This window comes from Desulforhopalus singaporensis (assembly GCF_900104445.1).
In the GTDB taxonomy this organism is placed as follows: domain Bacteria; phylum Desulfobacterota; class Desulfobulbia; order Desulfobulbales; family Desulfocapsaceae; genus Desulforhopalus_A; species Desulforhopalus_A singaporensis.
Genome location: NZ_FNJI01000025.1, coordinates 28,912 through 50,314 on the forward strand (window position 1 = coordinate 28,912; position 21,403 = coordinate 50,314).

Sequence of the window (21,403 nt, forward strand, 5' to 3'; positions counted from 1 at the left end):
TGTTCTGCCCATTGCTGACTGTTGGTGGTTGCTGCTGGACTACATCCAGGGGCGGACGGGTGAATGAACTCCCGGTTCTTAGAGAGTGCTCCTTGTTGAATGAGGCGCACTGACTTTAACACCATTTTTTGAGCAAAGAAAGACATTCTACTACCTCAGTAAAGAATTGCGAGCGTTTTGTTGTCTCAGGGGGTGATATCGTGAATGGTTCGGAGTTGTCGCTGTTTTCGGTTGCTTTAGCCGCTTTCTCGTGCGGTCTGTTTCTCTGGTCCGGCAGTACCAACATGAGGCGTCTTGGTGACCATGGATGCCGGGACAGTGCATCTGGTCCCAAGGTCTCCGTGGTGGTGCCTGTCTGCAATGAGGAAGAAAACGTTGAACAAGGGCTGCGTTCGTTGCTGGATCAGGATTATGAAAACCTCGAAATAATTGTGGTCAACGATCGCTCCGAGGATCGTACCGCCGAGATTCTTGCGCGGATGCAGGCGACACGACCAGGATTTTCAACGGTTACCATACATGACCTGCCGGACAAGTGGATTGGCAAGTCGCACGCTTTGTGGACGGGGGCGAAAAGGGCAAGCGGAACCGTTCTTCTTTTTACCGACGGCGATGTGCAGCTGGAACCGACGGCTGTAACCAGGGCTGTCAGCTATATGGAAAAGAAAAAACTCGATCATCTGTGCCTTACGTTTAAAAATATCTCAAAAGGGTGGTTGCTCAACAGTATGATAGTTGAGATGACCATAGGGCTTTTTCTTCTCTTCAGGCCGTGGAGCGTGTCCAGAAGAGACAGCTCCGCGTTTATGGGGGTAGGAGCCTTCAATATGATTCGTGGTTGCGTCTACCGTGAGATTGGTGGACATAAAAGGATAAGGATGCACCCGATCGACGATGTGATGCTCGGGAAAATTGTAAAGCGGGCAGGGTATCGACAGGACTGCCTCATCGGCGACCATTTTGTTCTGGTTCCCTGGTATCGTTCGGTGCGTGAGATGTGTCGGGGGCTTGAAAAAAACGTCTTTGCACTCGCCCATTACCGGGTCTGGCTGACCGCTCTGGTGTTGATGTTGATCGGATGTATCGCATTGGTGCCGGTACTCCTGGTGACAGCAGAAAACTCTGAACTGCTGTTTGTGTGCAGTATAATAACCGGGACAAGGCTGGTGATATTTTACAAAGCGTTACGGATGCAGCTTCTGCCCCGCTGGTATCTGGCAGGGGCGCTGGTCACTCCCTTTATCTCTTTTTATATCGTAGCCGGGTCGATGATTGTGACCCTGCGCGCAAAAGGGATAGTCTGGCGCACCAGACACTACCCGCTGCATCTCTTGAAAGAGTCGGAACCATTGCTGTTCTGATATGTTCGGCCGGAAGCGGAAAATAATCTGTAAAAACTGGATTTTTCTCTGGATCGGCCCGATAATAAGGCATGACGGCGCAGGATTTTGGCGGTTGCGGTAACGGCAATAAAAAAACAGGAGGGGAGGTGATAACAGTATGAATAGCATCAGAGTATTCGGTCCTGTTCCTTCCAGGCGCCTTGGCAGGAGTATCGGAGTTAATAATATTCCTCCTAAAATTTGCAGTTACTCATGTGTCTACTGTCAGTTAGGCGCGTCGTTGAAAATGACGGCTGAAAGAGAGCAGTTCTATGATCCTTACGACCTGCTTTCAGAGGTGAAAAAGAAGATAGCAAGTGTTGCGATCAATAACCAATCCGCCGATTATCTGACACTGGTCTCCGATGGGGAACCGACATTGGATCAAAACCTCGGTACATTGATTGAGTTAATGAAACCTCTGGGATTCAGGATCGCGGTGATTACCAATGCGACCTTGCTCAACGACCCGGAAGTAAGAAAAGACCTGGGGGATGCCGATTGGGTGTCTGTAAAGGTTGATACCCTGGATGAGAAGATCTGGAAAAAAATTGACAGACCCCACAGAAAAATCGCGTTTGCGTCCATGCTGGACGGGATCAGGCTGTTTTCACGAGAATACCGGGGGACACTGGTAACCGAGACAATGCTGGTCAGGGATCTCAATAGTGATATGGCAAAAGTTGCCCAATTTATCAAAACCCTGTGTCCATCAACGGCGTATCTGTCCGTTCCTACAAGGCCCCCTGCACAAAAATGGGTCAAGGCGCCGACGGAAAAAGAGTTGAACAAGGCGTACCAGATTTTCAGGGAAGCCTCTCTGGATGCAGAATACCTGATAGGTTATGAGGGGGGGGACTTCGCGTTCACCGGAAACGTAAAGGAGGACCTGCTCAGCATCATATCGGTGCACCCGATGCGTGAGGACGCCGTGAGAGCATATCTGCAAAAAGCGGACTGTAGTTTTTCATTGATAGAAGAGATGCTGCAGGAAAACAAAATTATCGTTTCCGATTATAATAACAAGAGATTTTACTTGAGAAGGCTGAAGTCTGCGGTGTGATACGGTGATGATATGAGCAACAGCCTACCCCCGGCCATTTAAACTCTGCAAACCATCCTTGCCGGGGCAATCTAAAAGGAGGGCGTGTTTTCTGGCAAAAAAGGCGGCGGCAAGCAGCAGCAGTCCCAGGCCGTATAGAAAGGGGGTGAAGCTGCCGGAAAAATCGTATATGAGGCCCGCGACGATAGGCGCCAGAGAAGCCGGGATGTTGCTGGAAAAAAGCGATCCGTAAACCTGGCCTATCCGCTCACTTCCCCAGCAGCGGGTCGCTGTGGCGACATAGAGGACGAGTATTCCGCCGTAATTGAATCCGCAAACAACCGCCAGCACAAGAAAACCTTCCGGGGTTGTCAGCAGGGCAGGGGAGGCCAGCAACGCCGCCGACTGCAGGATCAGGTTTGTGCCAATAGCGGTGGACGATTTTGTCCTGTCAAAAAAAACACCCCACAGGATTCGTCCGGCGGCGTTGGCGACGGCAAACAGCGCGACACCGGTGATTCCGATCCTGACCGCCTCAAAAGAGTCTGTCGGAAACAGTTCCTTGAGGTTGGCGTTGACGCCAAAACCTGCGGCCAGGCCGGTGAACATGGCAAAATAGAGCAGGCGAAAAAGCGGACTTCTGAAAATCTGCGATATACTGACAGGTGGCGGTGGTGCGCAATGTTTCGTTTTCGCCGGAAATTTCATGGTTGATCCGGCAGCGCCGGCGGTACACAAAAACACCAGTCCAAACAGGGCAAAAGTCGCAAAAGGTGTTCTGCCTGCACTTTCCATAAAAAAACCTCCGGCCTGGCTTACCAGGGCAGCGCCTCCGCCGAAGCCGGCGACGGCAATCCCGGTTACCAGCCCTTTTTGTCCAGGAAACCAGCGAACGCAAACGGCGATTGGAACGATATAGGCCAGTCCCGCACCGATTCCGCTCATAACACCGATACCGAGGGTGGTGAAAACAAAATGTTTTATCCCAAGACTCGCCAGCAGCCATCCGCCGCCGAACAGCACCCCCCCGGTGACGGCGAGAAAACGCGGACCGGTTCTTGGCAGAATCGTTCCTGCAAAAACCATGGTAAGGGGGAAGACGAGATAAAAAGTGGTGAATGGAACTTGCACGGGACCCTGCTGAAGACCGGTGAGGAGTTTTATGGGGGCAACGTAAACACTCCATGAATATGTTGCCCCAAGACACATTTGCATGATTACTGCACTAAGCAGTATGATGTAGCGCATTGCCGCAGCTCCTTTGGGTTTTTGGGGGTACTGGTGACAAGAGATGACTGGAAGTGGTCTGAAAAAAATCTATCTACCCAATTTGGGAGGCTTTTGTCAAGAAATCAACACCAGTGGCCAGAGAGGCAAACAGCCGTAAAGGTCATACCAAATTCTTCCGGCTGGTAAGAGCAGGATTGTAGTTCTCGTCTCTTTCTGTTATATTTTCTAGACAATTTGATCAAACTTGTTGATAATGCAAATTTATTGTCCAGTGGATTGACAAACGGTGATACTGTTTTTTTTCGGGCCGGGGTCACAGAGGGGCGGAATTTCTTCTTGTCTCCCGGTGAAAAAGAGGTGTTGATCCGACCCGGAGAAGTGGGTCGGGTGTGCGGTACTGTGAATGTATAAGCGGGAAGCCCGCTGCTTATTTTACGAAAATACAGCAATAAGGAGTAGTTCTGAAATGAAGATTCTTGTTATCAACTCTGGAAGCTCATCGATCAAGTTTCAGCTTCTGGCCATGGAGGACGAGACCGTTCTCGCTTCCGGAATCGTTGAAAGAATTGGTGAAGACGAAGGGCTTGTGAAATGTACCTTCAAGCCCGGTACTGCCGATGAGGCAGTAGTCAAGCAGCGGGAGGTGATCAAGGACCATACCAGCGGCATGCGGCTGGTCGTCGACTTTCTCACAGATAAAAAGACGGGGGTTATCTCGGATAGAAGTGATATCGGAGCTATTGGTCACAGGGTCGTCCATGGCGGTGAGGATTTCCATCAACCGACCAGGATAACGCCTGAGGTTATGGCGGCTGTTGAAAAGAATGTTCCGCTTGCTCCCCTGCATAATCCCGCCAATATTGATGGAATAAAGGTGGCAAGAGAACTGTTTGCCGATGTTCCCCAGGTGGCGGTTTTTGATACCGCCTTTCACCAGACCATTCCGCCCCACGCCTACCATTACGCCATTCCGTACGCGTTGTATGAAAAAGAAAGAATTCGGCGGTACGGGTTTCATGGGACCTCCCATAAATTTGTTGCCGGGGAGTATGCCCGTCTGGTCGGCAAGCCGCTGGAACAGCTCAATCTTATCACCATCCATCTGGGCAACGGCTGTTCGATGACTGCGGTGAAAAACGGACAAAGCGTAGACACCACCCTGGGACTCACGCCTCTTGAAGGCCTTGTAATGGGAACCAGGAGCGGCGATGTGGATCCGGCGATCCATGCGTTTCTCGCGCGAAACTGCAATTTGGATATCGACGCGATCGATAATCTGCTCAACAAGGAAAGCGGCTTGAAAGGGTTGTGCGGGCTCAACGATATGCGCGATATTCATGACGCAATTGCCGCCGGTGATCAGAGAGCCAAGCTTGCCCTTGAGGTTCAGACCTACAGGAATAAAAAATATGTCGGGGCATATATGGCGGTGCTCGGCCGTGTTGACGCCATCGTGTTTACTGCCGGTATCGGTGAAAATGACGAGGTCGTGCGGGAGAAAACGCTGGAGGGACTTGAATGTTTCGGTATCTCTATGGATCTTGCGGTGAACGATCAGCGTATCAAAAAGCCGACCCTGCTGTCGACCAGTGACAGCAAGATCGAGATCTGGGGCATCCCGACCAACGAAGAGCTGGCCATTGCCAGGGAGACCCAGGCGGTACTGCAGAAATAATCCCGTCATCTGATGTTGCGCTGATTCAACCCGGAACAGTGTAAAACTGCAACGCAACACTGGCAAGCGATGCGGCCCGTTGTCCGCGGGGCGCATCGCTTGCCGGACCCACCCTTTTTGCTATCAGGAGCTTGCCGCTGACGTGTCGCCAAGGTCCTGATGTGTCACCGCCTGTCTGACCTGTGAAACCTCAAGGCTGGCGGCTAACTGCCAGGTGGTCTCGTTTAACCCTGTTGATCTTTTCATACATGGCCAGCAGTTTTTTGTGGGCGGCAGACACCTGTTGCCAGCTGTCATCAAAGTCGAGTCCGAAAAAGAGGTGCTCCCCGTCAATAATTCGCTTCGCTGTTAAGATCTCGTCTTCGCTGTAAAGCTGGCCAAGAGACTTCATATAATCGCGATAAGACTGTTGGTGGGCGGCAATGCCCAACATCGTATAAATCAGCCGATACATTTTCGTGCGATGGTCGGGCAGTTGGCCGAAATCGACACACCAGCCGCACCAGTCCATGGCCTCTTCCGTCTGCTTTAGAGCCAGGTACACCAGGGCCTTGAGTTCCCCTACCCGAAGGGTCGCCCACGGTGATAGGTCTTCAAACACGACGCCGATAAGGTGGCTGATGAGCAGTTCGTCGCCAAACGATGTCGTTTCAAGAAATGACAGCACGTTGTTGAGCTCTTCTTCTGTCATCTGCGGCAGCCTGAGCAGAAGAGGGCGAAGGGGGGCACCGCTGTTGCGGTTGTTCCAGACAAGGTCGTCTACGGGGTAAATCTCCGACATGCCCGGAACAATGAGACGGCAGCATTGCATCCCGCAATGATTGTATTCAGCCAGGTACAGGTTGAACCCCTCCCGGGTGATGATGGCGGTCAAAAGGTCGAATTCAGCTTGCGTGGAACCTTTGAAGTCCCACGGGGTAAAGGTGAAGTCCGGCTTGTCGCAAAACATTCTCCAGCCAAGAAGGCCGTCCGAATCGATGAAATGACTCTCAAGGTTGTCGGGGGATGCCACGATCGCCTGATTATGGATGGGCGTGTTGAAATTTCTCAGCTGGTCCAGCCGTCGTCCCTGCAGCAGCTCGGTAAGGGTTCTCTCGACGGCGATTGCAAAACGGCAGTTGCAGCCGAAAGCGGCGAAGACCCCGCTTGAATATCTGTCCGTGAGAAGGACGCAGACGACCGGGAACCTGCCCCCTAAAGAAGCGTCTTTGACTCTGACAAGAAAGTCAGCCGCCTTGAGCTCATCTATGATGGCGGTAAGTCGTGGGTAATTATGCAATGTTTTTTCCGGTATGTCCGGCAGTGCCGTCCCCTCTGCGATAACCCTGTTCTTGACATGTCTCTCGATTATTTCCGAAAGCGCCTGGCTTCTGCTCTCGCTGGGGCTGTTGCCGGCGGCCATGCCGTTGCTGACATAGAGGTTGTTGAGTATGTTTACCGGGAAAAAGACGGTATTTCGGGTACCATATTCACCAAAAGGAAGGGCGGCGACACCTCGTGTGGCGCCGTCAACATTATGGTCGTAAAGATGATGTGGTTTCAGGTCGTTGTCCGGGTTGTAGAAAGAGTGGAGCTCTGGGGTGAGAATCCTGAGCCTGGTGCACTCTCGCACTTTGAGGTCTTCGACATTTTCCCCATAAAACCAGCGCTCGTCCGGATGAAAGTAAAAGGGTGGGTCGTTGTCTTCTTCTTTCCCCTGAGGTGTGGCAAAGGTACCCGTGTGGTAGTCGGCAAAAAAGAAATCGGTGCCGAGTCTTTCGAAAAACTCTCCGAGTCCGCTTGCAAGACATGCCTGCCTCGACCTTCCCTTGCCGTTGGTGGAGAGCTGCGGACAATCAACCGCTTGGAGGTGCACCGACCAGCAGTCCGTTACCGGGTTGAGCCAGCTTGAAGCGGTTACTTCAATCCCCAGCCGCTGTAGTCGGCCGCTCGCGCTGTCAATGGTCTCTTCAAGCGATGCATCCTTGCCGGTGATGGTGGTTTTTGACATTGTTTTTTCCGGTTTTTTTGTGGTTGGGTTGTTTAAACGGACCAGTTGGGTACCCTGTGCCATCTTGGTCCTGTTCAGCTCTACATAGCAGAGCCTGTTGCCAAGAGCGACCACAATCTTTATCGCAACAGGAAAAATCGCCTGGGAGGCACCATCATCACACCGGTTCAGCCGTTGCCGCACCAGACGTCTGGATCCTTCATCTCGCAGAGTTCTACTCCGGGGAATCATCGTCAGCAGGTTTTTCGGCTGCCTGTTGATTGCCTGCCCGCGGATCATATGGCAGTGGGCGTGGGAGATGATCCGGGGGGCGAGTTCCCTGAAGTTTTCGATAAAAAGCCCGATCGCTTTCTTCAGGGCAATGGTGCATGATGAGCCGGAGACCACGACTCAATCAAGGTCATTCCCCCTGAACAGGTTGAAGATATGTACCAACAGTTTCCCGGCGCCTTCATAGCCGCTGTTCATCAGACCCGGCGTACCGCTGCATTTCTGCTTTTTTTAGGATAATCTCCTCGTAGCCGTAGCTGGTGAGAATATCCACCACCAATTTTGGCGACATTTTTGATGCATTTGTTACCGACGGTGACAATGTCGCTTGGGGCAGGACAACTTCCATAATCCTGGCGTAGTCCTTGGTAACGCCGCACTTTAATCCGCGAAGCCCGCCACCGTTTTCGGCAACGTTGCCGCCGATGGTAAAAAAAACCGACACTCCCGGAATCGGGTGGATAGAAAAGGTTGAACGTTTGGGCTGGCGGGTCAATTTCCGAGGCGGTGAGCTCGGCCTCCGGACAAGCCGCATCGCTGGCCTCTTGGGGCACCGGGGTCTCGGTTTCATGGGTGAATTTTATCAACTCGCCGACCTGGTCGCAGGATCTTGCAAAAAAACGGATTCGGGTTGAATTTCAAAATGCGATGCGTCGTAGCTGTAGGCGAGTAAATCTTCGGGGACTGTCAGGACGTCGTTTTTGGAGAAGATTGATTGCAGTCTGCTGATCCGGGCACTGTCCGTTGTGTGCTCCATAACCGCTGAGTAGTAAAATCTGTGATATCGCGACACTGTGGTTGACCGGTGAAACGATATTTGAGGCGACAGTATTGGTTTTTTGTGTGATTGGTAGTACCAATATGTAGAAAAAATTGATCACTGTCAAATTAAACCTTCCGCAGGACTAATTTTGTTGTAACTGTTTGATTTGTTAGTGATCAATTTTGCGAGTATAAATTTTATGGAAAAGGTGCTACCAATAAATTCCTACTTTACGTTGACGTTATTGTAGCCTCAGGGTAAATACAGCTTGTTCGGGATGAAATATCGCTGTAAACTAACCGGCGATTTCTATCTGACCAAACTTTTTTTCGTGGATGCGATGGAAAAATGTAAAAATCACAGGGAGGTTTCGGGCGATTTTTACTGCCAGAAATATCAGACTTACCTGTGCCGAGAGTGCGCAAGATGCAGCGACTTGAAGATGTACTGCAAGTTTCGTTCTGCATGCCTCATTAATTTTCATGAGAAAGAACGCAGGTTGAACGAGAGATAAATTTGCTGTGTCATTCTTGCAGGTGAAACCGCAACAGAGAGCACCCGGAACCCTCCGGGGTGGCAATGTTCTCTAACGTGTTGATGTATTGATGTGATGTCACGATGCAGTACAGGGCGGGAGAGAGGTTTTGCATAAAAAAAATTGATGCTGTGATTAAGTAAAAAAAAAGATACAGATGATCGCTGAATTAGGCGACTTTTAAGGGAAAATAGCTAATTACAAGTTGTAAGTCTTGCGATATGTGCTATATTTGCACCTTGTGTGAGATGTATTTGTATGGACTGTAATTGAGGCTGTTTTCAAGGTACCCCCATACTCACAGAAAGCACTGGGACGAGCAGGGCGGAAAAACAGCCCGTTTATTCCAGAAAAGAGCCCTGTGCTCGTGAAGTCAGGCTGCAGTCGGTCCATCTGTGTCCTGGCGTTAGGACATCTTCATGAAAGAATGTAATGTCACATTTTTGCCTCATGACAGAAAGATAACTGTTGCTGAGGGAGAAAGTCTTATCCGCGCCGCGCTTCAGGCGGGCGTGCACATCAATGCTTCCTGCGGCGGAGAGGGTGTTTGCGGGAAATGTCGGGTTCATGTTGAACAGGGTCTTGTCCAGGACGGCAAATCAGAAAGAATAAAGCAGGAAGAGCTGGACAGCGGCGTCCGCCTTGCCTGTCGGGCGAAGGTTACGGGCGATGTCGTAGTGAGGGTCCCGGTTGAGTCCTCGGTTGATAAAAGCGTGATGAATCTGCAGGCGACTCCGCGGAGAACAGCCAGGATTCAGCAGATGGACTTCGAGAACCTGAAGGAAGAGGGGCTGTTTATTCCCCCTGTCGAGAAAATCTATCTCAGGCTTCCCCCCCCCGACGCGCAGAACAACATGCCCGATGTTACCAGGCTGGTGGAGTATCTCAAGCTTGAAGCGGACGAACACAAACTGGAGCTCACGCTGCCGGTTATGCGAAAACTGCCATCGGTGATGAGAGAAGAAAATTTCACTCTCACCCTCACCATGGTCAGGCCGGTGCGCAAAAACGGCAAAAACATCATTCTCAACGTGCAGCCAGGGGACAGGTCCGGGTCGAATTACGCCATAGCAATGGACATCGGAACCACCACCATCTACGGCCAGCTGATTGATCTGACCACCGGTCAGTGCCTTGCCGAGGCTGGTGACTTCAATGGCCAGATAAGTTATGGGGAAGATGTTATCACCCGCATTATTTACGCGGAAAAAGCGGGCGGTCTCGAAAAATTGCAGGAAGTGGTCGTCGCCACGATCAACAGCGTTATTGAAAAGATCATCAGAAAGTCAAGTATTGACAGGGAAGACATCTCAACCATTACCTTTTCCGGCAATACCACCATGACCCAGCTGTTTCTCGCCATCGACCCGAGAAACATCAGGCGGGCACCCTATGTCCCCACCGCCACTCTCTATCCGCCGTTCAGGGCTGCGGAAATCGGGGTGTCCATCAACGAGCATGCAATCGCGCTGCTGTACCCCCAGGTGTCAAGCTTTGTCGGTGGCGATATTGTCGCTGGAATCATGGGGTCGGGTATGTATCGTGACGAGGAGTTGACCCTGTTTCTTGATATCGGAACAAATGCCGAACTGGTGGTCGGCAATAAAGACTGGCTCGCCTGTACCGCCTGTTCTGCAGGCCCAGCATTTGAAGGCGGTGGGATCGAGTTCGGCATGAGGGCTGCAAAGGGCGCCATTGAAGATTTTTCCATCGATCCGATCACCTATGAGCCCATGATTTTTACCATCGGCGATGTACGCCCCAAGGGGATCTGCGGGTCAGGGCTGATAACCATGGCAGCGGTTATGTTCGAGATGGGTGTCATCAACAATCGCGGCAAATTCAACCGCGAACATGGGACGCCGAGGATCCGAAAGACAAATGGTATCTGGGAGTATGTCGTGGTGTGGAAGGATGCGACCCAGATCAACCGGGATATCGTGCTGACGGAGCCGGATCTGGACAATCTGATCAGGGCCAAGGGAGCCATTTACAGCGGCTGCATGACGCTGCTTGAAGAGGTTGGGTTGGCTATGGACATGGTCGAGAGGATCATTCTGGCCGGCGGGTTCGGCAGTTATATAGACCTGGAAAAAGCGATGACTATCGGGTTGCTTCCCGAGATAGATCCTGAAAAGGTGACATTCATCGGCAACGGCTCCTTGATGGGGGCCCGGATGAGTTCTCTGACTAACAGGATTCGCCGAGACGTGGTCTCGGTCACCCAGAGGATGACGAATTTCGAACTGTCGGAAACGCCATCGTACATGGATAACTACATTGCGGCTATGTTTCTGCCGCATACCGAAATTGAAAAATTTCCTAGACTAAAAATGAGAATGGAGGCGCGGAAGAATTAAGAATAAAAGAAATAACTTGTGCTTTATTTGCTTTATTTAACTGAATTTGCTTCAGCTATGCGCATAGATGTTTGTGCTTCTACTAGTAAAATTCGTATAGAAAAGGGGAGGTTACCAGAAGTATCGGTTACGGATAACCTCTAGGAGAATAATTACTCACCAGTAAGGAGGCAAAAGTGGGATTTGAATTGAATAAGGAATCCTATAGCGGCGGCATTAAAGCAATTTCCATAGGAAAAGGTGATTCTGCCATAACCGTGGGTGGGGAAAGCTGTTATCCCTTCCACACCTTTGAAGGTGACATGCCCAACAAGCCGGTAGTGGCCATGGAAATATGGGACATGGAGCCGGAGGATTGGCCGGAGCCCGTCATGGCCCACTTTAAGGATGTCGTAGCAGATCCGGCAGCCTGGGCTAAAAAATGCGTAGATGATTTCAGTGCGGACGCGATAGTCGTTCAGCTGAAGTCAATAGATCCAAACGATAAAGACGCCAGTGGCCAGTCCGCCGCCGAGACCGTGAAGAAAGTTCTGGCAGCGGTAAACGTCCCGGTCATCGTGTGGGGATGCGCCAACCCGTCCAAAGATGAAGAAGTCCTGAAAATTATCGCCGAAGCATGCCAGGGAGACAATCTGGTGCTCGGTCCTGTCGAAGAAGCCAACTACAAAGGCATCGGAGCGGCGGCAATGGGTTACGGCCATGCTGTTATCGCCTCATCGCCGATTGATGTAAACCTTGCCAAGCAGATCAATATCCTGCTGGAAAACCTGGGAATGCCCATGGACAGACTGCTGGTTGACCCGACTACCGGCGGACTCGGTTACGGACTGGAGTATACCTATTCGGTGATGGAGCGTCTTTCTATGGCGGCCATGGTCCAGGGCGACGATAAGCTTCAGTTCCCCATGATCAACAACCTTGGGAATGAAGTGTGGAAATGCAAGGAAGCCAAACAGACCCTCAAAGAAGCCGAAGTGTTAGGCGATCCGGAAAAGCGCGGCATAATGATGGAAGCGATTGGCGCCATTTCATACCTGATGAGCGGGTCCAATATTCTCGTCATGCGTCATCCCGAAGCAATCAGGATGACCAAGGAGTATATCGACGCTCTGACCGACGGCGGATCTCTTCAGGACTCCAAGCCGATCCTGAAAGTAATGGAAGAGGTCTCTGTCGATTTCGCCGCCCTTGCTCCACCGGTCGACCTGACCATAGCGGAGGAAAAGAAAGCCGAACCGGCCAAGAAAGCAGCACCTGCCAAGAAAGAAGCTGCTAAACCGGCGCCTGCCCCCAAAGCTGAGAAGGTTGCACCGCCAAAAGAGGAAGTCAAGGCGGAGGCTAAGCCGGAACCCGCAGTAGACCAGGAAGCTCAGGCAAAAGCTGACGCTGAAGCAAAGGTCAAGGCTGAAGCGGATGCAAAAGCAAAAGCTGAAGCGGATGAAAAAGCCAAAGCGGAGGCCGAAGCAAAAGCCAAAGCGGATGCCGAAGCAAAAGCAAAAGCTGACGCCGAAGCCAAGGCAAAAGCTGAAGCGGATGCCCTGAAAGCTGATGCCGAGCGAAGGGAAGAAGAGGAAAAAGCCCTGAGAAGACTGAGAGCCCAGGCAAGGGCCGCAGCCGAGGATGCGGTTGTTTCTGCTTCTGCAGTTGAAGAGACCGTGACGGCGGCTGCTGTGCAGAAGACGGACCAGGAAAAGATCATCGAAATGCTCGATAGATTCCATAAGAGAAAGTAGAAGCGACTTATCTCTTCGCACGACAAATGAAGTGAGCTTTGAGATAGAACTTATCTCAGAAATTAAATGAGGAGGAACCTCGAAATGGCAGAAGTAAAAGCAAAAGCAAAAGCTGCTAAATTAGCAGACCCGATGGAAGCGTCTATCGAGCCGTCAACTCAGGAAATGATTCGCAGAGCGCAGCAGCTGAATATTGAAACCGTCTTCGACAGAGCGGTTACCATGAAGCCTTGTGCCATAGGACTTCAGGGCATATGCTGTAAAAATTGTGCAATGGGCCCCTGCCGCCTGCCGCTGCCCAAGGACGGAATCCAGGGCGAAGACACCCGTAAAGGACTTTGCGGCGCCACTGCAAATACCATCTGTGCCAGAAACTTCGCTCGTATGATAGCCGCTGGAGCTGCAGCGCATTCCGACCATGGAAGAAACGTTGCTCTCACATTCCTTGAAGCTGCCAAAGGCACGACCAAAGATTACAAGATAAAGGATCCCGCCAAGTTGATCCAGATCGCGCCCTATTTCGGCGTGGCAACCACCGTTGAAGAAGACGGCGTGGTAAAAGACAGAGATCTCCAGGAAATCGCTCTGGCTGTAGCGAAAAAAGCGGTCAACGAATGGGGTAAGCCGTCAGGAACCCTCGATTATCTCAAGCGTGCTCCGCAGCCGCTGCAGGACAAGTGGATCGAGGAAGGGGTTATGCCGCGAAACGTCGACCGTGAAATTGTCGAGATTATGCACCGGACCCATATGGGCGTCGACCAGGACTATAAAAACCTGATGAAGCAGGGAACCCGTGCTTCACTGGCCGACGGCTGGGGTGGCTCCATGATCGGTACCGATCTTCAGGACGTGATGTTCGGAACTCCGTCACCGCTCCAGGCAGAGGCCAACCTCGGGGTCATGAAGGAAGACCATGTCAATATTATCGTTCACGGTCATGAACCGCTCCTTTCGGAGATGATCGTTGCCGCAGCCCAGTCCCAGGAACTGATCAGCTACGCCAAGGAAAAAGGCGCCAAGGGTATTCAGCTCGGGGGTATCTGCTGTACCGCCAACGAAATACTTCAGCGCCACGGTGTACCGCCGGCAGGAACCTTTCTCCAGCAGGAGCTGGCGATTATAACCGGCGCGTGTGACGCGATGATCGTCGACGTACAGTGCATCTTCCAGAACCTGGCGAACGTGGCGAAATGTTTCCATACCAAGCTTATCACCACTCACCCCATCGCCAAGATGGAGCAGGACAACGTCATTCATATTGAGTTTGACGAACACCATGCGATGGAAGACGCCGTTCGCATCGTCAAGATGGCTATCGACAACTACGCCAATCGCGGTGCGGAGGTTATCATCCCAAGACACAAGACGACTCAGATCGCCGGTTTTGGAGTCGAGTCCATCAAATATCACCTGGGCGGAGCCTTTCGCGGCGACTACTACACCCTCAATGACAACATCATCAACGGCCGTATCCGCGGTATAGCCGGCGTCGTGGGCTGTAACAACGCCCGTACCAAACACAATGAGGAGCATATTACCCTCATCAAGGAGCTTATTAAAAACGACGTTATCGTTTTGACCACCGGCTGCAGCGCTATCGCTGCCGGAATCCACGGGCTGCTGACTCCCGAGTCTGCGGCGGTACATTGCGGACCTGGTCTTGCCGAGGTTTGTGAGACTGTCGGTATCCCACCGGTTCTTCATCTGGGATCCTGTGTCGACAACAGCCGGATTCTGCTGGCGGCCACTGAGGTTGTAAAAGCCGGCGGACTGGGCAATGACATCTGCGATTTGCCGGCGGCAGGCTCTGCACCGGAATGGATGAGTGAAAAAGCGATATCCATCGGCCAATACTTTGTTGCTTCCGGTGTCTACACTGTGTTCGGATACCATATGCCGCTTGACGGCGCGCCTGAATTCAAGAACTACCTCTACAAAGAGATGGAAAAAATCTTTGGAGGGAAATGGGATTGCGAACCCGATCCAATAAAGCATGCGCATAAGATGATTGCCCATATCGACAAGAAACGTGCGGAACTCGGCATCGACAAAGCTCGTGAGAGGGTTCTGATGGATATGGCCGACAGGCAGGCTCTTGGAGTGGAATAATATAACTGGAATACTGTGATTACGAATCCCAAAGAAAGGAGTTAAGTATGTCTCGATTAGTAGCATTCGCAGCTATCCAGGGCGGTTATAAAGTAGTTTCTCAAGTTGAAGGAGAACTTGAAAAGGCCCTGCAGAGTTATGATGCGTCAACCAAAATTGGATTTCCGAACACCGCATATTATCTTCCAGTTATCTATTCTCTTACTGGTATGAAGTGCGAGACCCTTGAAGACTTGAAAAAGCCGATGGCCTTTGCCCGGGGCTTGCTTCCCCCGCATATAAAGGGGTCAAATCATCTGCCGTATCTCGGACCGCTCCTTGATGCCGGTATGGCCGGTATTTTTGCCTATGAAGTAAAGGAAGCGCTCCGGATTCTCAAAGAGCCTGATTTCTACATCGCCCAGGAAGATCCGGATATCGATGCCGGTAAACTGTGGGTAGGGCCCGCCGATGACACCATCCTCAGAAAACGCGGGGTTGAGTTTGTCGACGGTTCCGCTCCCGGCTTTGCCGCTGTAGTCGGTGCCGCACCGGATGCTGAAACGGCTAAGATGATCGTCGAGGATTACCAGAAGAAGAGTCTGTATATCTTCTGCGCTGCAAACCATAACGGCAAAACCGTTATCGAACAGTGCCTCGAGGCCGGAATGCAGGTCGGATGGAATACCCGTATCGTACCGTTTGGGCCCGATATCTCTTCGGCCGTTTTTGCCCTTGGTTTTGCCAACCGCGCCGCCATGGCGTTTGGCGGAGTTCAGCCTGGCGATTATCGCAGGATGTTGATGTACAATAAAAACAGGATCTTCGCCTTTGTAAACGCACTTGGCGATGTCGGCACGGAATGGGCGGTTGCCGCCGCCGGAGCGGTCAACTGGGGTTTCCCGACTCTGGCCGACACCGATATTCCCGAGATTCTGCCCACCGGCATCTGTACTTACGAGCACGTTGTGGCAAACGTACCCCACGACGAGATCTGCCAGAAGTCCGTCGAGGTCAGGGGACTCAAAATCAATATTACCGAAATCGATATTCCGCTCGCATTCGGTCCGGCGTTCGAGGGCGAGAGGGTTCGCGGCGGTGATCTGTTCGGTCAGATGGGCGGCAGCAAGACCCAGTGCACCGAGCTGGTGAAGATGGCTGAAATGAACGAGATCGAGGACGGCAAGGTGAACGTCATCGGACCGGATATCGCCGATATGAAGGAAGGTGACGTACTGCCCCTGGGAATCTATGTCCAGATTGCCGGTCGTGAGTTCCAGCCGGATTTCGAACCGATAATGGAACGCCAGATTCACCACTTGGTAAACTACATCCAGGGCATCATGCATATCGGTCAGCGCGACATATCCTGGGTAAGGGTGAGCAAGGCAGCTGTTGAAAAAGGATTCTCCCTGAAGGATATCGGCGTGGTTCTTCATGCTAAATTTCATCAGGAATTCCAGAAGATAGTTGATAAAGTTCAGGTAACGCTTTATACCGGTAAAGACGATGTCGACAAGTTAACCGCAACGGCAAGAGCCGAATACAAGAAGCGTGACGAGCGCGTTGACACCATGACCGACGAAGATGTTGACACCTTCTATTCCTGTAGTCTCTGTCAATCTTTTGCGCCAAGCCATGTGTGCACGGTGAGCCCTGAAAGAACCGGACTCTGCGGTGCCTATAACTGGATGGACTGCAAGGCCTCTTTTGAGATCAATCCCACCGGGCCGAACCAGCCGATCAAGAAAGGCAAGGTTCTTGATCAAAAACTCGGCCGCTTTGAAGGCGTAGATGCATTCATCAAGGGAGCCTCCAAGGGCGCCATTGATACCTACAACTTCTATTCCATGGTGCATGCGCCGATGACCACCTGCGGATGCTGTGAGTGTATCGCGGCAATGCTGCCGAGCTGCAACGGTATCATGACCGTGGGAAGGGATTACACCGGTGACACTCCTTCCGGAATGAAATTCACCACCCTGGCAGGTGTTATGGGGGGTGGTGCTTCCTCTCCGGGATTTGTCGGCCATTCCAAGTTCAACATTACCCAGAAGAAGTTCATCCTCGGTGATGGCGGTCTGCTGAGAATGGTATGGATGCCGAAGATTGTAAAAGATGAAATCTATGACAGACTGAATGCCAGGGGCGCCGAAATGGGCGTTGAAAATTTCGCTGACTTGATAGCCGACGAGACCGTTGGCGTCACTGAAGAAGAGATTTTGCCATGGCTCGAGGAAAAAGGGCATCCGGCGCTGAGCATGGAACCCCTGATTGGCTGATACATTATAGCCGGGCGCATGGCTTTACAGCAGAAACCCGTGGAGCCATGCATTTTCCGCTGTAAAAGATATAGATAAGGAGACAACAGAAATGGCGTTAACAGGAATACAAATCTTCAAACTCCTGCCAAAAACAAACTGTAAGGAGTGCGGGGTTCCAACATGTCTTGCTTTTGCAATGAACCTTGCATCCGGTAAAGCTGAACTTGATTCTTGTCCGTATGTGTCAGACGAAGCGAGGGAGCAACTCGCAGAAGCATCAGCACCTCCTATTCGTCCCGTACCAATAGGAAAAGGCGTTCGAGCAGCAAAGACAGGCGGCGAAACCGTTCTTTTCCGTCACGAAAAAACCTTCTATAATCCTACGATGTTTGCGGGAATCATTACTTCAGACAGTGCCGAAGCAGACGTGGACGCCAAGCTCAAGGCGTGGAATGCCCTGCAGTATGAACGTGTAGGCCTGAACCTTCGCCCGGAGCTGGTCGCCTTGAAAGACGTCAATGGCGACGGAGTGGCATTTGCCGCGCTGGCCAAGTTTATCGCCGAAACATCCGAGTTCAACCTGGTTCTTATGAGCGAGGACGCCGAGGTCATAAGCGGTGCGGTGAAAGCCGCAGGTTTTAAAAGGCCGCTCATTTACGCAGCAACGGCGGATAACGTAGATGCGTTTGGAAAAATTGCCCTTGAAAACGAACTTCCGCTTGCGGTCAAGTCCGATTCCATTGACGGTGTTATCGCCCTGGTGGATAAACTCGGTGAGCTTGGAGTAAAGGACCTGGTTATCGATTCCGGAGCAAGAGAGGTCAAGCAGGCGCTTGCAGATCAGGTGGCGATAAGGCGCGCAGCGCTCAAAGGCGGGAACCGGTCGCTTGGATTCCCGACCATCGCCTTCCCCTGCGAGATGGCTTCAAATGTTGAAATGGAAGGACTTATCGCCAGTATGTTCGTGGCCAAGTATGGCGGTATCGTGGTTATGTCCGACCTGACCACCGAGGTTATTTTCCCGCTTCTGCTGGAACGGCTCAATATCTTTACCGATCCGCAGCGGCCGATGACGGTTACCGAGGGTATTTTTGAGATCGGCAACCCCGACGAGAATTCTCCTGTGCTGGTGACCACCAATTTCGCCCTGACCTACTTTATCGTGTCCGGCGAGATCGAAGCGAGCAAGGTGCCGGCGTGGCTGCTTATCAAAGATTCCGAAGGACTTTCAGTGCTTACCGCATGGGCGGCAGGCAAGTTCGGCGGGGACGATGTGGGAATGTTTGTCAAGAAATGCGGGATAATGGACAAGGTTAAACATACCGAACTGATTATCCCCGGGTATGCTGCGGCGATTGCCGGCGACGTTGAGGAAGAACTGTCGGGCTGGACCATTACGGTGGGTCCGAGAGAGGCGGCACATATTGCCGGTTTTCTTAAAAGCAGGTAAATTAGGGTAGAGACGGTATGCCGGTGCAATCACCTTTTACAAGATGCCGGCATATCCTGTTGCACTAAGATGAATACAGGTTGATTACTGTGCATTGTTGCGGAACCACCTACTATTTTTTATAAGGAGAGAAATATGATTCTTTTCGGCGAAAGCCTCAACGTTATTTCCAAGGTTATCGGAAAGGCCTTCAAAGAGCGTGATCCCGGGCCAATCCAGGCTGAATGCGAAAAACAACTCAAGCTTGGCATGGATTATATCGACATCAACCTCGGTCCGGCCAAAAAAGATGGTCACGAGTTGATGCCGTGGGTATGCCAGGTTGTCCAGGAAGCAGCACCGGACGCCCCGCTGCTGCTTGATACGTCAAATATCGCCGCGATCGAGGAAGGGCTTAAAGTACTCAAGCCCGCAGCAAAGCCGCACGTGGTCAACTCGATCATGGCAAGAGCCGAGAGATATACCGAGATGCTGCCCATGGCGGCAAAGTATGATGCGGACATAGTCGCGCTGATGTGGGGACCGGACGGTTTGCCCCGCGACGAAAACGAGCGCGCCGCGCTGTGTGTCGAACTGCTCTATGCGGCCAACGAGGCCGGTATCCCTAACGAGAAGATCTGGGTTGACGGTATCGTGACACCGGTCAACATTCAGCAGGCGCAGTGCATGTCACTGATTAACTTCCAGATGATGCTCGAGGACATCGCTCCCGGAGCCATGTCTACCTGCGGTCTGTCAAATATCTCCAACGGTCCTCCGGAACATCTGCGGCCGATTATCAACACTACCTTCATGGTCATGCTGGGCCGGTACGGTATGAAGTCGGTTATCTCCGATCCGCTCGATACCAACCTCACCGAGGTAGCCAAGGGCAAGCGGCAGGATATCGTCGATGTTGTCTATCAGGCGATGGACGGCACCGCTCCCGATCTGTCCACCCTGTCCAAGGAACTTGGTGATTACGTGAAGACTGTACGGGTTATCACCGGCGAGAGTCTGTTCTCTGATTCCTATCTGGAAATCTGATAGCGTCGTATTGCATGGAAAAGCTCCATCCTTTCGCGGGGTGGGGCTTTTTTTTTGCCGAAAAATGTTTACCACTGTTGTGAGAGCGCAACAAGGTGCCTGGGAAAGCCAGAAATTTACAACGATGAGCTGACAAAATGACTGACCAAGCCAATACAGAAGGGTGGGTATACGTGTTTGTATGCGACCCCGGTAAAAAAGAGAGCTACCTGGGGCTCTATAACCAGGAAAAGAAGATAAACTTTATCCCGGCATTTCGGTCCAAGGAAGAAGCCAACGACTGCTATCTTGAAATGCCCCGGGAAAAAGGCAGGAAATATGAACTACAGGCTGTTCATATTGAAGAACTGCATGAAGCTGCGGAGAAAAACGATTTTGTGGTGGCCATTGTCGACCGCGAGGGCCGCATTGTCAAAGAGTGACGCGGAGGGGGCAACTGGCCGATAAGCTCCGCTGACTAAGGAGAATTGTAACTGTGAGTCTTAAAATTGCAATAGGCGGCAAAGGTGGGGTAGGAAAAACCACGGTAACCTCATTGATTGCACGCTGTCTGGCTTTGAATGAAAAAAACAAGGTAATCGCTATCGATGCGGATCCCGTTACCAACCTTGCCGCCGGCCTCGGTATTGACGAGACGGAACCGATCACCCCGGTTTCGCAACTGACCGAGCTGATCGAAGAGCGGACAGGGGCCAAGCCCGGAACGATGGGCGGATTTTTCTCGCTCAACCCGAAAGTAGACGATATTCCTGATCGTTTTTCCCGGTCGAGGGACGGGGTGAAGCTGCTGGTGATGGGAACTGTTCAGAGTGGCGGCTCCGGATGCATATGCCCGGAGAGTACCGTGCTCAAGGCGCTGATGAACCATCTCGTACTGTTTCGGGACGATATCGTGATAATGGATATGGAGGCCGGGGTGGAACATCTTGGCCGGGCCACTTCTGCATCGGTGGATGCCCTGGTCATCGTCGTCAACCCCGGGGCTCGATCAAGGGCTGCGGCCGATAAAATTCGCAAGCTTGGCCGGGACATAGGTATCAGCAATATTCTGGTGCTGGCAAATCGTCTGCGGTCAAAGGAAGATGAAAATCTTATCCGCGAGACTCTGCCCGATTTTGAAATCCTCGGTTTTCTCCAAGAAAACGATGAAATCGTCACCGCCGACAGGGAAGGGCGGAGGCCTTTTGAGGATATCGAAACATGCCCCCGGGAAATTTTCGATATTGTCGACAAACTGAACTCCATGAAGAAAGCATAGCAGATTTTTGCAGCCATCATGCCGTTTACCGATGAGCGGTGACGGCATGACAGATAGTTTTGGAATCAAATTACCCTCCAGCTGTTCCGGTCCGCCCCTTATTGCCATATATCATTGTAAAAGTGAGTTTTTTTATCGCCATCACTTCGTTAATTGACTTGACAATGCCACTGTGTGGTGCAATACTACAGAAGTAGGAATTTGTCTCAATAAGGACCGGTTCTTATTTTGTAACTCGATACAGTTCGGTAACAACGGTGCAGTTGAGAGTTGTCCTGCCATTGTTCTTCCACACAAGAGGATACTCGCCAAACTGTCAAAACCAATGCTAACAGGA

The 21,403-nt window shown here is 51.7% G+C and carries 14 protein-coding genes; 11 read left to right on the top strand and 3 right to left on the bottom strand.

Translation table 11 applies throughout. The features are described from left to right. Positions 1-200: 200 nt before the first annotated feature. Together BLQ17_RS15695 and BLQ17_RS15700 are read left to right on the top strand one after the other, a co-directional pair. On the top strand, positions 201-1,361 hold the full coding sequence (locus tag BLQ17_RS15695) for a glycosyltransferase family 2 protein (RefSeq protein ID WP_092224532.1): 1,161 nt from the start codon (positions 201-203) through the stop codon (positions 1,359-1,361). A gap of 139 nt (positions 1,362-1,500) precedes the next feature. After that, positions 1,501-2,445 (top strand): radical SAM protein, encoded by a 945-nt coding sequence (locus tag BLQ17_RS15700; RefSeq protein WP_092224534.1) that lies wholly within the window; start codon positions 1,501-1,503, stop codon positions 2,443-2,445. A 24-nt stretch (positions 2,446-2,469) separates the two neighbouring features. On the opposite strand, the gene BLQ17_RS15705 is transcribed toward BLQ17_RS15700, so the two are convergent. Next, the gene (locus tag BLQ17_RS15705; RefSeq protein WP_092224535.1) at positions 2,470-3,672 is read right to left on the bottom strand and encodes an MFS transporter; all 1,203 of its coding nucleotides are present in this window, start codon (positions 3,670-3,672) and stop codon (positions 2,470-2,472) included. Between the two features lie 448 nt (positions 3,673-4,120). Here BLQ17_RS15705 and BLQ17_RS15710 point away from each other — a divergent pair, with 448 nt between their 5' ends. Then, the gene (locus tag BLQ17_RS15710) at positions 4,121-5,329 is read left to right on the top strand and encodes an acetate/propionate family kinase (protein WP_092224537.1); all 1,209 of its coding nucleotides are present in this window, start codon (positions 4,121-4,123) and stop codon (positions 5,327-5,329) included. Positions 5,330-5,519: 190 nt separating this feature from the next. Here BLQ17_RS15710 and BLQ17_RS15715 read toward each other — a convergent pair whose 3' ends face one another. Next, the gene (locus BLQ17_RS15715) at positions 5,520-7,706 is read right to left on the bottom strand and encodes a YcaO-like family protein (RefSeq protein ID WP_092224539.1); all 2,187 of its coding nucleotides are present in this window, start codon (positions 7,704-7,706) and stop codon (positions 5,520-5,522) included. 64 nt (positions 7,707-7,770) lie between these two features. Then, positions 7,771-8,124, bottom strand: coding sequence for an FAD-binding oxidoreductase (locus BLQ17_RS23725; RefSeq protein WP_176761267.1), 354 nt, complete (start codon positions 8,122-8,124; stop codon positions 7,771-7,773). A gap of 1,182 nt (positions 8,125-9,306) precedes the next feature. Here BLQ17_RS23725 and BLQ17_RS15725 point away from each other — a divergent pair. The 8 genes from BLQ17_RS15725 to BLQ17_RS15760 all read left to right on the top strand — a co-directional run bounded on the left by BLQ17_RS15725 (position 9,307) and on the right by BLQ17_RS15760 (position 21,066). Further along, complete coding sequence (locus BLQ17_RS15725) at positions 9,307-11,247, top strand: ASKHA domain-containing protein (RefSeq protein WP_092224543.1); 1,941 nt, start codon at positions 9,307-9,309, stop codon at positions 11,245-11,247. 176 nt (positions 11,248-11,423) lie between these two features. After that, positions 11,424-12,980, top strand: coding sequence for an acetyl-CoA decarbonylase/synthase complex subunit delta (locus BLQ17_RS15730; protein ID WP_092224545.1), 1,557 nt, complete (start codon positions 11,424-11,426; stop codon positions 12,978-12,980). 84 nt (positions 12,981-13,064) lie between these two features. After that, on the top strand, positions 13,065-15,089 hold the full coding sequence (gene cooS / locus BLQ17_RS15735) for an anaerobic carbon-monoxide dehydrogenase catalytic subunit (RefSeq protein ID WP_092224547.1): 2,025 nt from the start codon (positions 13,065-13,067) through the stop codon (positions 15,087-15,089). A gap of 47 nt (positions 15,090-15,136) precedes the next feature. Next, on the top strand, positions 15,137-17,350 hold the full coding sequence (acsB, locus tag BLQ17_RS15740) for an acetyl-CoA decarbonylase/synthase complex subunit alpha/beta (RefSeq protein ID WP_092224549.1): 2,214 nt from the start codon (positions 15,137-15,139) through the stop codon (positions 17,348-17,350). Positions 17,351-17,441: 91 nt separating this feature from the next. Beyond that, complete coding sequence (acsC, locus tag BLQ17_RS15745) at positions 17,442-18,782, top strand: acetyl-CoA decarbonylase/synthase complex subunit gamma (RefSeq protein ID WP_092224551.1); 1,341 nt, start codon at positions 17,442-17,444, stop codon at positions 18,780-18,782. Between the two features lie 135 nt (positions 18,783-18,917). Beyond that, positions 18,918-19,808 (top strand): dihydropteroate synthase, encoded by an 891-nt coding sequence (locus BLQ17_RS15750; protein WP_092224553.1) that lies wholly within the window; start codon positions 18,918-18,920, stop codon positions 19,806-19,808. Positions 19,809-19,945: 137 nt separating this feature from the next. Then, positions 19,946-20,230, top strand: coding sequence for a hypothetical protein (locus BLQ17_RS15755; RefSeq protein ID WP_092224556.1), 285 nt, complete (start codon positions 19,946-19,948; stop codon positions 20,228-20,230). A gap of 53 nt (positions 20,231-20,283) precedes the next feature. After that, positions 20,284-21,066, top strand: coding sequence for an ATP-binding protein (locus BLQ17_RS15760; protein ID WP_092224558.1), 783 nt, complete (start codon positions 20,284-20,286; stop codon positions 21,064-21,066). The last annotated feature ends 337 nt before the right edge of the window (positions 21,067-21,403 follow it).